13 protein-coding genes are annotated in these 14,390 nt (G+C 72.8%); all 13 read left to right on the top strand.

Annotated elements, in window-relative coordinates:
* The first annotated feature begins 47 nt into the window (after window positions 1-47).
* The 13 genes from sbnA (at window position 48) to ACZ60Q_RS16175 (ending at window position 14,387) form a co-directional block, all read left to right on the top strand.
* A complete protein-coding gene (gene sbnA, locus ACZ60Q_RS16235; RefSeq protein ID WP_469634148.1) occupies window positions 48-1,016 on the top strand; it encodes a 2,3-diaminopropionate biosynthesis protein SbnA in 969 nt (322 codons plus the stop codon).
* Window positions 1,013-2,074 carry a 2,3-diaminopropionate biosynthesis protein SbnB gene (gene sbnB / locus ACZ60Q_RS16230; protein ID WP_469634145.1) on the top strand — a complete coding sequence of 354 codons (1,062 nt, stop codon included), beginning with the start codon at window positions 1,013-1,015 and terminating at the stop codon, window positions 2,072-2,074. Before sbnA ends, sbnB begins: the two co-directional genes overlap by 4 nt.
* On the top strand, window positions 2,071-3,726 hold the full coding sequence (locus ACZ60Q_RS16225; RefSeq protein WP_469634142.1) for an amino acid adenylation domain-containing protein: 1,656 nt from the start codon (window positions 2,071-2,073) through the stop codon (window positions 3,724-3,726). Before sbnB ends, ACZ60Q_RS16225 begins: the two co-directional genes overlap by 4 nt.
* Window positions 3,723-4,907: a nucleotidyltransferase family protein gene (locus ACZ60Q_RS16220; RefSeq protein ID WP_469634139.1), complete on the top strand. Its 1,185-nt coding sequence runs from the start codon at window positions 3,723-3,725 to the stop codon at window positions 4,905-4,907. The genes ACZ60Q_RS16225 and ACZ60Q_RS16220 overlap by 4 nt, the downstream gene beginning before the upstream one ends.
* 58 nt (window positions 4,908-4,965) lie before the next feature.
* Window positions 4,966-5,238 (top strand): phosphopantetheine-binding protein, encoded by a 273-nt coding sequence (locus tag ACZ60Q_RS16215; protein ID WP_469634136.1) that lies wholly within the window; start codon window positions 4,966-4,968, stop codon window positions 5,236-5,238.
* Window positions 5,235-5,882 carry a nucleoside/nucleotide kinase family protein gene (locus ACZ60Q_RS16210; RefSeq protein WP_469634133.1) on the top strand — a complete coding sequence of 216 codons (648 nt, stop codon included), beginning with the start codon at window positions 5,235-5,237 and terminating at the stop codon, window positions 5,880-5,882. Before ACZ60Q_RS16215 ends, ACZ60Q_RS16210 begins: the two co-directional genes overlap by 4 nt.
* Entirely contained in the window at window positions 5,879-6,832 is a 954-nt protein-coding gene (locus ACZ60Q_RS16205) for an amino acid kinase family protein (RefSeq protein WP_469634130.1), read from the top strand. The genes ACZ60Q_RS16210 and ACZ60Q_RS16205 overlap by 4 nt, the downstream gene beginning before the upstream one ends.
* Window positions 6,833-6,844: 12 nt before the next feature.
* Window positions 6,845-7,963, top strand: a complete 1,119-nt coding sequence (locus tag ACZ60Q_RS16200) for a pyridoxal-phosphate-dependent aminotransferase family protein (RefSeq protein ID WP_469634127.1) — start codon at window positions 6,845-6,847, stop codon at window positions 7,961-7,963.
* 50 nt (window positions 7,964-8,013) lie between these two features.
* A complete protein-coding gene (locus ACZ60Q_RS16195; RefSeq protein WP_469634125.1) occupies window positions 8,014-10,242 on the top strand; it encodes an FAD/NAD(P)-binding protein in 2,229 nt (742 codons plus the stop codon).
* A 3-nt stretch (window positions 10,243-10,245) separates the two neighbouring features.
* A complete protein-coding gene (locus ACZ60Q_RS16190; RefSeq protein ID WP_469634123.1) occupies window positions 10,246-10,959 on the top strand; it encodes a maleylpyruvate isomerase family mycothiol-dependent enzyme in 714 nt (237 codons plus the stop codon).
* A gap of 64 nt (window positions 10,960-11,023) precedes the next feature.
* Window positions 11,024-11,665, top strand: a complete 642-nt coding sequence (gene phzG, locus ACZ60Q_RS16185) for a phenazine biosynthesis FMN-dependent oxidase PhzG (protein ID WP_469634120.1) — start codon at window positions 11,024-11,026, stop codon at window positions 11,663-11,665.
* A 44-nt stretch (window positions 11,666-11,709) separates the two neighbouring features.
* Window positions 11,710-13,086, top strand: coding sequence for a TldD/PmbA family protein (locus tag ACZ60Q_RS16180; RefSeq protein WP_469634117.1), 1,377 nt, complete (start codon window positions 11,710-11,712; stop codon window positions 13,084-13,086).
* Window positions 13,083-14,387, top strand: a complete 1,305-nt coding sequence (locus tag ACZ60Q_RS16175; RefSeq protein ID WP_469634114.1) for a metallopeptidase TldD-related protein — start codon at window positions 13,083-13,085, stop codon at window positions 14,385-14,387. The genes ACZ60Q_RS16180 and ACZ60Q_RS16175 overlap by 4 nt, the downstream gene beginning before the upstream one ends.
* Window positions 14,388-14,390 lie beyond the last annotated feature (3 nt).

The raw sequence follows: 14,390 nt of genomic DNA, 5'->3' as shown, positions 1-14,390 counted from the left end.
GCTCGTTCGGACAGCACACGGCGGACAGGTGGAGGCGAGCGGGGGGCATGACCGTCATCACGGGGGCCGACGAGCTCCTCGACAGCGAGATCTACCTCGATCTGCGGCGGCTCCTGGACTGCCGCCTGTACCTGAAGTGCGAGGGCTTCAACTTCGCGGGATCGGTGAAGGTCCGGCCCGCGGCCTGGATGGTGAACACGGCTCAGCGCGAGGGGATCATCGGCCCCGAATCCATCCTGATCGAGTCCTCCTCCGGCAATCTCGGGGTCGCGCTCGCCGTCATCGCGGCGGCGAAGGGGCTCAGGTTCGTCTGCGTCACCGACCCCAAGTGCAACCCGGCCGCGACCGACCTGATGAAGGCCTACGGGGCCGAGGTCGTCGTGGTGGACGAACCGGACGCCAGCGGCAGCTACCTCGCCGCGCGCAAGGCCCATGTGCGCGAGCGCTGCGCGCAGGACCCTCGGTACGTCTGGCTCAACCAGTACGAGAACCCGGCGAACTGGGCCGCGCACTACGAGAACACGGCGGCGCTGATCGCCAAGGAGTTCCCGGACCTCGACACGCTGTTCATCGGCACGGGCACCGGCGGAACCCTCATGGGCTGCGCCCGCTACTTCCGCGAACACCGGCCGGGCGTACACATCGTGGCCGTCGACAGCGTCGGCTCGGTGAACTTCTCGGGAGCGCCCGGGCCCCGGCACATCCCGGGGCTGGGCGCGAGCACACCCATGCCGCTGATCGACCCGTCCCTCGTGGACGAGGTCGTCTGGGGCGACGAGCGGGACGCCATCCGCATGTGCCGGCGCCTGGCCGCCCGGGGCGTCCTCCTCGGCGGCTCCTCCGGCACCGTGATCAGCGCGGCCACCGAGTGGCTGGCGCGGCACGGCTCCGCGGACCGGACCTCGGTGGCCATCGCCCCCGACCTCGGCGAGCGGTACATCGACACGATCTACAACGACGCCTGGGTGGCGCGCCACTACCACCGGGGCGCGCAGGACCTCTTGGAGAACCAGTGAACAACCCGTCCGAGACACCGGACTTCTCTGTGGTCACGGGTGCCACCGTGCACCATGTGCTGGACGGCAGGCAGCGGGAGGTCTGCGAGCTGGTCGAGCGGACCTACCTCCTGCACGGCGAGGCGGGCACCGTGAATCCGCCCTCCTACTTCCTGCGGTTCCCCGACCGGCCCACCGCCCGCATCATCGCCCTGCCCGCCTCCGTGCGCGGCGAGCGACCGGTCGACGGCCTCAAGTGGATCTCCAGCTTCCCCACCAACCTGGACCGCGGCATCCCGCGCGCGTCCGCCGTGCTGATCCTCAACGACCCGGTGACGGGGTACCCGTACGCGTGCCTGGAGAGCTCCATCATCAGCGCCGTACGCACCGCCGCCTCGGCCGCCGTCGCGGCCCGTGCGCTCACCCGCGGCCGGCCCGCGCCGCGCCGCGTCGGCTTCGTCGGCACCGGCCTGATCGCCCGCTACCTGCACGACTACCTGTCCGTGCTGGGCTGGGAGCCGCAGGAGTTCGGGGTGTACGACCTCTCGCGCGAGTACGCCGAGGGATTCGCCGGGCATCTGCGCGAGACCACGGACGGCGCCGCCGTCCGCGTCCACGAGAGCGCGGAGAGCCTGGTCCGCTCGTCGGACGTCGTGGTCTTCGCCACCACGGCCGCCGCGCCCCACGCCGAGGACCCGTCCTGGTTCGACCACCACCCGCTCGTCCTGCACGTCTCGCTGCGCGACCTGGGCACCGAGGTCATCCTCGACAGCGCCAACGTGGTCGACGACGTCGAGCACGTCCTCAAGGCCGACACCTCCGTGCACCTCGCCGAACAGCGCACCGGGGGCAGGGACTTCATCGACGGCACGCTGTACGACGTGCTCACCGGCAAGGTCGATCCGCCGACCGGCCGCACCGTCGTCTTCTCCCCGTTCGGCCTCGGCGTACTGGACCTGGCCGTCGGCGGCTTCGTGCACGGCCGGGCGCGGGAGACGGGCGCCCTCACCGTGGTCGACGGCTTCTTCCACGACCTCGAACGCCACCGCGGCCCCGGCTCCCGGGGCGGTGCGCGATGACCGCCCGCCACGACTGGGCCGAGCTCCCCCTCGTTCCCGGCACCGTGGAGCGGGCCACCTCCTTGGCCCTGACCAGCGCCAAGGAGGTGGACACGGCCACCGGCGTCCTGGAGTACGTCGCCCGGCACGCCGAGCGCGCCCCGGACAGCCCGGCGCTGACCGAAGGCGGACGGACCCTCGGCTACCGCGCCCTGCTGCTCCGGGTCGCCGCGATCCGCGCCGTCCTGCTCGACGAGGGCGTGGGCGCCGGAGAGGTCGTCGCCTGCGTCGGTCCGCGCAGCGTCGAGACGCCGGCGGTGTTCCTGGCCCTGGAGAGCGTCGGGGCCTCCTATCTGCCGATCGACCTCGACTGGCCGCAGGAGCGGGTCCGCGACGTGCTGGAGCGCAGCCGCGCCGCACTCCTCCTCGACTACGCCGCCCTCACCGGAACGCCGGCCGGTCCCGCCCGCGCCGCGGCCGAGACCGCCCGGGTGAAGGCCGCGGCGCTGCCGGCCGGCCCGGCGGCGGACGACGCGCCGCCGCCGCCGCGGAACGCCTCGGACCGCTCGGACGAGACGCGCTACACGATCTTCACATCGGGCACCACCGGGCGGCCGAAGGGCGCCACCGTCGAGCACCGGGGCATGCTCAACCACCTGTGGGCCAAGGTCACGGACCTGTCCCTGGGCCCCGACGACGTGGTGGCCTTCACCGCACCGCTCGTCTTCGACATATCGATCTGGCAGATGCTCTGCCCGCTGCTCGTCGGCGGACACGTCGTGGTCCTGGACGACACCGTCATGCGCTTTCCCCGGCGCCTCGTCAAGGCCATCGACGCCCATCGCGTCACGGTCGTCGAGCTGGTCCCGACGGTCGTGGGCTGGCTGGTCGACGAGACCCTCCGGCGCGACCCGGCGCCGCTGCGGGCCCTGCGGTGGCTGATGTCCACCGGCGAGGAGTTGCACCCCCCGGTGGCCGAGCGCGCGATGACGGCCCTGCCCCGGATCACCCTGGTCAACGCCTACGGGCCCACCGAGTGCTCCGACGACGTCACCCACCACGTGGTGACCCGCACGGACCTGGAGCGCACCCGGCTCCCCGTGGGCTCACCCGTCATCAACACGGCGCTCTACCTGCTGGTCGAGGAGAGCGGGAACTGGCGGTCAGCGGAACCGGGCGAGTCCGGCGAACTGTTCGTCGGCGGCACGGGAGTGGGCCTGGGCTACCTCAACGATGCCGAGACCACCGCACGCGCCTTCTTCCGCGACCCGTTCGACCCCGGCTCGCCCACCGGACGGCTGTACCGCACCGGCGATCTGGCGCGGTTCGACGAGGGCGTCGTCCACTACCTCGGCCGCGGCGACCGCCAGGTCAAGGTGGCGGGCGTACGGATGGAACTCGCCGAGATCGAGGCGGTGCTCGGCCGCCACCCGGCCATCACCCAGTGCGCCGTCACGGTCAGCGGTGACGGCGAACGCAGCCAGTTGATCGCGCACTACAGCCTGCGGGTGCCCGTCCCCCCCGAAGAACTGCAGCTAGCCGTACGCGCCGCCGTCCCGCCGGCCATGGCGCCCCGGCGCTGGCGGGAGTGGGAGGCGCTGCCACTCACTCCCAACGGAAAGGTCGACCACCGGTCCCTGCGGGCGGCCGTCAGCGAGGAGGAGACACGATGACCACCGCACCGGAGAAGACCGCACACCCGGACGTACCGGCGCCCGACGGGCCCGACACCTCCGCCCTGCCCGCCCACGCCCGGCTGCTGCTCGCCCTGGCCCGGCCGCGGCTGGACGCGGCCCACGAGCGCCTGGCACGCTCGCTCGCCGACCGGAACGACCTCGACTGGGGGGCGTTCCTCGACGCCGCGGCCCGCCACAAACTGCTCCCGCTGGTCGGGCGCCATGTCTTCACCCACCGCCTGGACCGTGACCGCGAAGGGCTCAAGGGCTTTCCGTACAGTTGGGTGTTCACCACCTCCTACCTGGGCAACCGCGTACGCAACCAGGCGCTGGCCGACGACTTCGGCCGGGTGTTCCGGGAGCTCGGCGAAGCCGGGGTGCGGCACGCCGTGCGCAAGGGTTTCTCGCTCGCCGAGGGCGAGTACGGCGACCCCGGTATGCGCCGGATCAACGACGTGGACCTGCTCGTCGACCGGGACGACGTGCCGCGGGCCCACGAGGTCCTGGAGCGGCTCGGCTATGTGCAGGGCAAACTCGCCGAGGACGGCGAGCAGATCGTGCCGTACAGCCGCAAGACCCAGATCTTCTGGCGCGTCAACCTCAGCAACCAACTGCCGTACCGCAAGGCCGGGAACCGTCCGGACGTGCCCGAGTTCAACGTGGACCTGTGCCACGACATCTTCCAGAAGAAGTCGGGCGTCAGCGCACCCGCGCGCGAACTGCTCGACCGCTCCGTGCCCACGGTCCTGTGCGGTGCCCCGACCTGGGTCCCCGAACCCGCCGACCGGCTGCTGGACCTCTGCTCCCATCTGCACAAGGAAGCGACGAGCCTGCAGTTCATCGAGGACAGCGTCGATCTGCAGATCAGCAAGTTCCTGGACGTGGCGCTCGTCGCCGCCGGCCACGACCAGGACGTGTGGCGGGCGTTCCTGCTCCGGGTCGAGGAGTACGAGGCCGGCCCCATCGCGTACTACGCCCTGCACTTCACGGCCGAGCTGTACCCGGACGCGGTGCCACCGGAGGTGCTCGCGGCGCTGCGGCCCGAGGACACCGCCTACCTGGACCAGTACGGGACCTTCGACGGCCAGACCGCCCGGTGGTCGCTGCCCTTCCTGGGGCGGCTCTTCGACACCGGCCGCGGGGACGACAGCGAACGCTCCAACGTCCCCCATGACTGAACCGGCCGGCACCACCGCTCCCCCACCGAACACCCCGCCACCGACATCGGGACCATTCATGAACACACCCTGGGACAGCCGTTTCGAGGCGCTGGTGACGCGGCACGTCGAGCTCGGCCGCGACGGCGGACTGCGGCCGGACGACGACCTGCTGGGCCATGGCCTCGACTCCATCGCCATCGTCGAACTCGTCGTCTCCCTGGAGGAGACCTACGACATCGAGATCCCCGACGAGCGGCTCAGCCAGCAGTCGTTCACCACCCCGGGCGTGCTGTGGTCGGTCGTCTCCGGCCTGCTGCGGCCGGAGCCGAGCCGGGAGGGCGCCGCGTGATCGTCTCCCTCGTGGGCTCGGACGGAGCCGGCAAGTCGACCGTCTCGCGGCTGGCCACCGAGCGGCTGGCGGCGGCCGGGACGCCGATCGAGCGGGTGGACCGCTGGGACATCGTCGACAACCCGGCGTACCCGGCGACCCGGTTCATGAAGCCCGATGTGCCCGACACCCGGCTCTGCGTCGCGGAGATGCCGAACCCGACCCGCTTCCTGTTCCTGATGTGGTCCATCTCCCACGCCCTGCTGGCCCGCACCCCCGACGCGGTACGGCCCGGCACCGTCACCCTGCTCGACGGCTACTGGATGAAGCACGCCGCCGCCGAGATCGTCTACGGCCTGGACCGCGCCTGGGCGGAGGGCGTCGTCTCCGCGCTGCCCGTCTCCGGACGGGTGCTGTACCTGCGGCTCGACCCGAAGCACGCCTGGGAGCGCAAGGTCGGACGGGATGTCGTGCCCTACGAGTGCGGCATGGACCCCGCGTGCTCCCAGGAGAACTTCCTGACGCACCAGAACCGGATCCTGGCCGTGCTCGACGACTGGGCCGCCCGGTTCGGCTGGCTCACCCTCGACGCGGAGGAACCCCTAGACGACGTCGTCGGCCGGGTCGTCACCACCGTGTCCGGGGCGCTCGCGGAGGAGCGGTGAGCGCGGCCCCGGCGGCCCCGCCGTCGGCACGGGCCGGGGAGCCGCGGACCCTCGTCGTCAAGGTCGGCGGGAGTCTCGTCTCCGACAAGCGCACCGACGACCACCTGGACGCGGCGGCGATACGCGCCTACGCGGCGCTCGTCGCCGACCTCGTACGGACCTTCCCGGGCCGTACGGTGTTCGTGGCCGGCGGCGGCGCCCTGGGCCACGGCGCGGTCCGCGACCTCGACACCGCCGACGGCTTCGCCGCCCTCGACCTGACCCGGGCCACGTTCGCCGTCAAGTGGGCCTGGACCGCCGCCTTCCGGGAGGCGGGCATCCGCGCCCTGCCGCTCCAGGTCGCGGCCATGTGCGCGGACCAGCCGTCCGGGGCCGTCGCCGACCTCACCGTGGTGCGCAGGCTGCTGGCCGAAGGCGTACTGCCGGTGCTCTCCGGCGACTGCATCCTGACCGCCGACGGCGGTCTGCGGATCTACGGCAGCGACCATGTGCCCGGCATGCTCGTCGACGGGTCGCTCGGCCCCGTACGGATCGTCACACTCACCGATGTGCCGGGCGTCCTGACCGGGACCGGTCCCGACGGGCCCGTCCTGCCCTGGGTCAGCCCCGACGACACGTCGTCCGCGCACGCCCTGGTGTGGGAGACCGCTCCCTGGGACACCAGCGACGCGATGCGCGGCAAAGTCGACGCCCTGGCCGCGCACGCCCGGCGCGGGGCCGAGTGCGTGATCACCCGCGGCGACCGCACCTCGGCCTCGTTGCACCACCTGCTCGCACCGATGGACCGGTGGCCGCCGGACGTGCCGCACACGCTGATCTCCCGTACCCGGCCCACCACCCTCCCGGCCGGCCGCACCGCCCCGTCCCCGACCGGGGGCGCGGAAGCGGCCGACGGCACCGCACCGCCCCCGCCCCCGTCCGACCCCGGCTTCACGTCAGCCCGCTCCTGAGGAGGTTCCGGCATGTCCGCCACGCCCACCACCAGCCGCCTGGTACTGCTCAACCCCGGCCCCGTCAACGTCCACGATGACGTGCGCGCCGCCATGGCCTCACCCGACCAGTGCCACCGCGAGCCCGAGGCCGCCGCGCTGATGACCCGGGTCCGTGAGAAGGCCACCCGCCTCGGCGGCGGCGACGACACCGACACCTCGGTGCTCCTCGCCGGCTCGGGCACCGCCGCTCTGGAGGCCGCGTTCTCCTCCATCGTCCCGGCGGACGGCCGCATCCTGATCCTCGACAACGGCAACTACGGCGAGCGGCTCTGGCGCATCGTCGACGTGCACGGCATTCCGCACCGCCGTATGGAGTTCGGCTGGTGCAACCCGATCGACGTGGCCGCCGTCGACCGCGCCCTCGCCGAGGACCCGGGCATCACGCACGTGGGACTCGTCCACCACGAGACCAGCACCGGCATGCTCAACCCGCTCCGGGAGATCGGCGCCGTCGTCGCCAAGCACGGCCGGCAGTTCGCCGTGGACGCCATCAGCAGCCTCGGCTCCGAACGCCTGGACCTGCGGGCCGACCACATCGACTGGTGCGTGGGCACCGCCAACAAGTGCGTCGAAGGCCTTCCCGGCGTCAGCTTCGTCACCGCACCGCGTCACCGCCTCGAGGGGCTCGCCGACGTGCCGGCCCGCACCTTCTACCTGGACCTGTACGGCCACTTCATCTCCCAGGACCGCAAGAACGCGCCCCTGTTCACCCCCGCCCTCCAGGTCATGACCGCGCTGGAGGAGGCCCTGGACCGATCCCTCGCCGAGGGCGTCGAGGGACGCGCCGCCCGCTACACCGCGCTCGCCGAGCGGATCCGGACGGGCCTGGCCGAGCGCGGCGTCCGCTTCCTGCTGCCGGCCGACCAGCGCGCCAACTCCGTGACGAACGTTTACGTGCCCAAGGGCATGACGTATGACGAACTGCACGACGGCCTCAAGACCGAGGGGTACGTCGTCTACTCCACGCAGGAACAGCTGGAGGGCGTCTTCCGCGTGGCCAACATGGGCCAGTTGGACGGCGACGACATCACGGGCTTCCTCGCCGCGTTCGACCGTGTGCTCGCCAAGTACGCCGACCAGGGCTTGTGACCGGACCGCGACGGCATGCTCCCACCCCTCTGACCAAGGAGAACCACCGGATGCGTTCCAACCGACTCGCCATCGTCGGCGCGGGCCCCAGCTGCACCTACGTGCTGGACCGGCTCGCCGCGACGGCGCAGGCGGCTACGGCTCCCCTGTCGCTCGACATCCACATCTTCGACCGCGCGGGGCAGTTCGGCGCCGGGCAGGTGCACAGCGCGGAGCAGCCGGTCACCAGCTTCCTCAACCGCATCGTCGGCCAGGTGGCGTTCGCCGCGGACGAGAGCGTCGTCGGCGCGGGACCACTGCTGCCCCGGGAGGACCGGCCCACCCTGCTCGACTGGTGCCGCGCCAGGTTCGAGGAGACCGGGGATCCGGTCTTCGACCTGGCCGCCGAGGACTGGCCGAAGCGTTACGTCCACGGCCTGGCGCTCGCCGATCAGTTCCGACGGTATGTCAGGATACTGCGGCAAGTGCCGGGCGTGGAGGTTCATTTGCACCACAGTGAGGTGACCGACCTCCAGGAGCTGCCGGACGGCTCGCTGGCCGTCTTCGGCGGTACCGGCGAGCACGTGCTCGACGCCGACCATGTCCTGATGCTGACCGGCCACTCGTCCAACGACCCGGCCCGCTACCCGCGTCAGGCCGAGTGGGCCCGGTTCGCGGGGCGGCACCGGGCGGCCTTCGTACCGTCCGCCTACCCGCTGGAGAAGGCGTTCGGGCCCGGCCAGGCCGGCCCCGGCAGCACCGTCGGGTGCGTCGGAATGGGCCTCACCGGCATCGACCTCATCCTGCATCTGACCGAGGGCCGGGGCGGTGTGTTCGAGGAGCGGACGGACGGCACCCTGTCGTACCGGGCCTCCGGCCGGGAGCCCGACTCCATCGTCCTGTTCAGCCGCGCCGGGTTGTTCACCTTCGCCCGGCCCTACAACGCCAAGGAACGCGACCCCGAGCGCTTGGAGCACCGGGGCGTCTTCCTGGTCGAGGACGCGGTGCACCGGCTGCGCCGGTCGGCGGGCCGGCGCGTGACCATCGGCGGCGCCGAACAGCGCCAGCTCGACTTCCGCGACCACGTCTTCCCCGTCATCGTGCTGGAGATGGCCCACCTCTACTACACCACCCTGCTCGGCGCGGACTTCGGCCGCCGTCTGGAGGCGGCCGCCCGGCCCGAGTACGAGGCGTTCCTCGCCGACGGTGGGTGCGGCGCCCCGTCGAAGGAGTCCGTGCGCCGGCTCCTGGCTCCGCTGGAGGCCCTGGTCGACGAGGCGGCAGAGACCCTCGACGCGGTCCTGGCGGGCACGGTGGGACTGGCCGCGGCGAAGGAGCGGGAGTGGGACGCCGAGGCGGCGCTGCACCGTTTCCTGGACGTGGTGTTCGGGCCCGAGCAGGCGGCCGGCCTCGCCGCGCGGATCGATGACCCGGCCCTGTTCGCGGCCGGTGTCGCGGCCACGGAGTCCCCCTGGCGCCACCCGAGGAGCCTGGGGGCCCAGCGCTTCTCCTGGGAGCGCGCGATCCGGCCGGTCGACCGCGGCTCGTTCAGCACGCCCGAGGAGTACCGTACGGCGATGCTCGACTTCCTCGACCTCGACCACCGCTGGGCCGCCCAGGACAACCTGTCCAATCCGGCCAAGGCGGCGGCGGACGGCGTCTGGCGCGACCTGCGGGACGTGCTGGCGGCGGCGGTCGACTTCGGCGGGCTGCACGCGGCGTCGCACCGCGACTTCCTGGACGTCTTCATGCGCCACCACAACCGGCTCTGCAACGGCGCCGCGCTGGAGGTCATGGAGAAGATCCGGGCCCTGATCCAGCACGGCCTGGTCGATGTCTCGGCCGGCCCCGGGGCCGAGGTGGAACCGGATGCGAGCAGCGGACGCTTCGTGGTGCGCGGTGGTGTCACCGGCGCCGAACTGCCGGTCGACATCCTCGTCGACTCGCGCGTGCACCCCTTCGACGCCGAGAACGACGTCCTGCCGATCTACCCGAACCTGCTGCGGCACGGGCTCGTCCGCAAGTGGAGCAACCCGGGCGCCGGCGAGCCGGACTTCGCCCCCGGCGGCCTGGACCTCACGGAGGACTTCCACCCGGTGCGGGCCGACGGCGAGGTGGACCGGCGGCTCACCCTGCTCGGCCCGCCCAGCGAGGGTGTGATGTTCTTCCAGTTGGGCGCGTTGCGCCCGAACCAGAACCACCACGTCATGCAGGACATCCTGTGCTGGATAAGGGAGTTCTGGGGGCAGGACGGCACTGCCGCCGGCCCGGTCGACGAGCGCATCACCACAGGGGTCTGAGAGATGACGAACACACACGGCGACGACGCCGAACGGCTCGGCGGGATCGCGGCGATCCACGCCCGCCTGCGCGAGGACGCGGCGGCGCTGGACGACGCGGCGGCGCGCGAGGCGACCGAACTGCCGGGCTGGAGCAGGGGGCACCTCCTCACCCACCTCGGCGACCTGTCCCGCGCCTTCGCCCGCCAGGCGCGCCACGCCGTCGAGGGCCGCACCATCGAGGTGTACGACGGCGGCCGCCCCGGCCGTGACGCGGGCATCGAACAGGGCGCCGGGCGTTCGGCGGATCAGCTGCGGGAGACACTGGAGGACGGGCTCACGCGGTTGGAGGAGGCGTGGGCCGCACTGGGCCCCGACGACTGGAGCCTGCCCTGCTCCTACCGCGACGCGGATCTGCTGGCCACCCAGCTGTGCTGGTGGCGCGAGGCACACATCCACTACTCCGATCTGGGCACCGGCTACCGGCCCGAGGAGTGGGGCGACGCACTCGGCACGCACCTCGTCGGCTATCTGCTGCCCCGGCTGCCCCCGGCGCGCACCACGGTGCTGCTCTCCGCCGACACGACGCGGCGCTGGGAGCACGGCTCGGGCGCCCCGACCACGGTCCACGGCACCCAGAACACCTTGGCGGCCTGGCTCGCCGGGCGGTCCGCCGCCCAGCGGCCCAAGGCCTACGGGTCCTCCGATTCCCTGCCGGACCTGGGCCCCTGGCCCTGACCGGCGCGCCGGTCACCGCACCCGCGGCCCGGATCACCCCGCACGACCGAAGGAGACGACAGGCATGGCGGCACAGACACAGAGTCTCAGCGGTGACACCACCCTGGTGCTGCCCGAGTTCGACACCCCGCCGCAGGACCCCTACCCGCTGATGCGTGCCTGGCTGGACTCCGCGGTGGCCCGTGAGGTCCGCGAGCCGTACGCGGCGGTGCTGGCCACCGCCGACCGGTCGGGCAGGGCGTCGAGCCGGGTGCTGCTGGTCAAGGAGATCGACGACCGGGGGCTCCAGTTCACCAGCTTCAGGGGCAGCCGTAAGGGCCAGGACCTGGCCGGGACGCCCTGGGGGTCGCTCACCTTCTACTGGCGGGAGACGCTCCAGCAGCTCACGGTGCAGGGGCCGGTGGAGGTTCTCACCGGTGCGGAGTCCGACGAGCTGTTCGCCCGGCGACCGCTCGCCGCGCAGGCCACCACGGCGATCTCGCGGCAGAGCCGCCCCCTCGACGACGAGGCCGGGCTGAGGGCCGGTGCGAAGGCGCTGGCCGCCGATGGCGGCCCGGTGCCCCGCCCCGAGGAGTGGACCGGTTACCGGCTCGTTCCGCAGGCCATCGAGTTCTGGTACGGCAGCCCCGACCGGCTGCACCGGCGGCTGCGCTACGACCGCGGTGCGGAGACCGCCGGCTGGGCGCACCAGCGGCTCCAGCCCTGAGGCCTCACACCTCATCCGATCAGCGACGACTTTGGAGAGACCCCATGTACGCTACCGAGCCGCTCCGGGCGGTGGCAGGCGACCTGGTCAGCGAGATACGCCGGAACCGCCCGCCGGACTGCGCGGGCACCTCGGGCGCCGTCCAGTCCTGGCACCGCACCAGCGGGCGCTTCGCGGAGGGCCGGGTCAGCGACGTCAGCGTCCAGCGGGGCGAGGGCACGGCCGCCAGGTACGTACTCCGTGACGGCTTCCGGCACCGCTCGGTGTCGGGCCTCGATCCGTACGCCGCCGTCCTCGACGGGGGCGGCGGCCGTGCCCCGGCGGGCGGCGGCCGTGCCCCGGCGGGCGCCGGCCGGGGTACGGCCGGCGGGGGCGGCTCCGGGCCGGAGTGGATGGAGATCTCCGCCGTCCTGTCCGTGCTCGGCGATCTGGAGAAGTCGGCCCGGGACTTCGACCCGGCGGTGGCGCAGGTCGTCATCGACTTCGAGCTGAGTGAACAGGACATGGTCCTCGCCCAGGACGACCGGATACGCGAGGAGCACCGGCTGCTCAGCTATCTCACCGTCCGGGTCATCGCCCGCAGGGGCGGCCGGATGTCCACGGGTTTCTACACCCCGGGCATCAGCGGCACCCTGGACGGCATCGACGCCGCGGGCGCCGGCGCCGAGGTCGCACGTCGCGCGGTGACCGGCCTCGACGCCCGGCCCGCTCCGATGGGCCACCTCCCGGTCGTGGTGGCCGGCGGGCGTGGCATGGTCCTGCTCCACGAGGCGTGCTGCCACCCGCTGGAGGGCGACGAGGTGCTGCGCGGTTCCGTCTACGCCGGGCGGCTCGGCGAGACCATCGCCTCCCCGCTGGTCACCATCACGGACGATCCCACCGTCCCGGGGGCGGTCGGCTCCTTCGGCCACGACGACGAGGGCACGGCCGGGACTCCGACGACGCTGATCGAGAACGGTGTCCTCAAGGGCTATCTGACGGACCAGGAGTCGGCGGTGCGGCTCGGCCTGCCGCCCAGCGGCAACGGCCGGTGCACCACCGTGCTGCACCCGCCGCAGCCCCGGATGACGAACACCTGCCTCGCGGCCGGCACGTCCGGCGTCGAGGACATCGTCGCCGGCACCGAGTTCGGGATCTTCGCCCAGCATGTCGGCGGTGGCGAAGTCATCGAGTCCACGGGTGAGTTCACCTTCCGGGTGACCAACGGCTTCCTGATCGAGAACGGCAGGATCACCGATCCCATCGAGGAGACCACCATCACAGGAACGGGAACCCAGGTGCTCAGGGACATCGACGCGATAGCCGACGACCCCGTCGTCGGGGCCGCCAAGTGCGGCAAGTTCGGCCAGTGGGTCCCGGTGGGCGTGGTGGGTCCGACCCTGCGTGTGCGGTCGCTCCTGGTCGGTGGTACCGGGCGATGAGCGAGGCCTCCGCATTCCTGAACGCGACCGCCGCCGGCCGGGGCGCCGACTCCGAGGTGTGGGAGAACGCCCACGAGAGCGATGAGCTGGTCTGCCGGGAGGGCGTGGTGGAACGCCGGGTCTCCACCGCCGCCACGGCCACCGCCCTGACCGTCTGGCAGGACGGGCACGAGGGGTATGCCGTGCACGTCCCCGGTGGAGCCGACGCCTCGCTCGTCGACACCGCCCTCGCGGTCGGCCGGGCCCTGGGATCCGGGGCGCCGGCGCCCGCCCGCCGCACCGGGCGGGCCGAGGGGCCGCGGACGCTCGCGGACCCGCGGCTCGACGAGGCGGTGGCCCGGCGCCTCGCCGGACTCACCGCGGGCGCCGCCGACGTGGACGTCGAACTGCGCGCCAGGGCCGACCGGTCCGGGGTGCTCCTGCACCGGGCCGGCTGCGAGCCGTTGCGGCACACGACGGGCACCTTCCAGTTGCAGGCCCGGATCACCGCCAAGGGCCGGCGCGTCGGGTTCATCGCGCACCAGATGTTCGGGCGGTCGGTGGACGCCGTCCTCAAGGACGCCGAGGCCACCGAGCTCGACGAGCTGACGGCCCTCGCCCGGGTACTGGCCGGCGAGCCCGTGCCACGCCTGACCCACGACGACGTCCTCCTCGACGGCCGGGTGATGGCGAAGCTGTTCATGCTCGCCGTGCCCGCCTTCCAGCTGGACTCCGTCCTGGAGGGCCGCTCGCCGCTGGCCGGCCGCACCGGCGAGCGGATCGCAAGCGCGGGCCTGTCCCTCGTGGACGACCCGATGGCGGCGGACAGCCCGCTGCCCGTGCCGTGGGACGACGAGGGCACCGCGTGCGCGCCCACCACCCTGCTGGAGGACGGCGTGCTGCGCGGCTTCCTCAGTTCCCGCCGCACCGCCGCCGAAGCGGGGACGGTGAGCACCGGCTCGGGCCGCCGCGGGCCCTCCGGTGAGATGCCGACCGTGCAGCCGGGCTTCCTGGCCCTGCGCCCCGCCGCCGCGCTGGGGGACGCCCCGCTCGACGGCAGGACCCTGTTGAAGGTGGTGCAGGCCAACGGCGCCCACACGTCGAACGTCATCACCGGCGACTTCTCCATCGGCGCCAACGCGGTCCTCGTCACCCCCGACGGCGCGCAGCGCAACGCCGGCAACATCACCCTCGCCGGCAACGTGTTCGACCTGCTCACCCGGATCGACGGACACGACGGACGGCCGCGGCTCAACCGCGGTCACACCTCCTTCGTCGCGAGCCCCGGCGTCTGGGCGACCGGGCTCACGGTCGGGCGGTAGCCG

Source organism: Streptomyces sp. NPDC104313 (assembly GCF_055583985.1).
Note: the sequence above shows the minus strand (reverse complement) of the source record. Positions and strands in the feature narration are given on the sequence as shown.

What these genes read in the sequence shown, in the direction of transcription:
- phzG (WP_469634120.1), top strand. Translation starts at nt 11,024, where the DNA reads ATGGCGGCACAGACACAGAGTCTCAGCGGTGACACCACCCTGGTGCTG.
- ACZ60Q_RS16195 (WP_469634125.1), top strand. Translation starts at nt 8,014, where the DNA reads ATGCGTTCCAACCGACTCGCCATCGTCGGCGCGGGCCCCAGCTGCACC.
- ACZ60Q_RS16215 (WP_469634136.1), top strand. Translation starts at nt 4,966, where the DNA reads ATGAACACACCCTGGGACAGCCGTTTCGAGGCGCTGGTGACGCGGCAC.
- ACZ60Q_RS16175 (WP_469634114.1), top strand. Translation starts at nt 13,083, where the DNA reads ATGAGCGAGGCCTCCGCATTCCTGAACGCGACCGCCGCCGGCCGGGGC.
- ACZ60Q_RS16220 (WP_469634139.1), top strand. Translation starts at nt 3,723, where the DNA reads ATGACCACCGCACCGGAGAAGACCGCACACCCGGACGTACCGGCGCCC.
- sbnA (WP_469634148.1), top strand. Translation starts at nt 48, where the DNA reads ATGACCGTCATCACGGGGGCCGACGAGCTCCTCGACAGCGAGATCTAC.
- ACZ60Q_RS16190 (WP_469634123.1), top strand. Translation starts at nt 10,246, where the DNA reads ATGACGAACACACACGGCGACGACGCCGAACGGCTCGGCGGGATCGCG.
- ACZ60Q_RS16200 (WP_469634127.1), top strand. Translation starts at nt 6,845, where the DNA reads ATGTCCGCCACGCCCACCACCAGCCGCCTGGTACTGCTCAACCCCGGC.
- ACZ60Q_RS16225 (WP_469634142.1), top strand. Translation starts at nt 2,071, where the DNA reads ATGACCGCCCGCCACGACTGGGCCGAGCTCCCCCTCGTTCCCGGCACC.
- ACZ60Q_RS16180 (WP_469634117.1), top strand. Translation starts at nt 11,710, where the DNA reads ATGTACGCTACCGAGCCGCTCCGGGCGGTGGCAGGCGACCTGGTCAGC.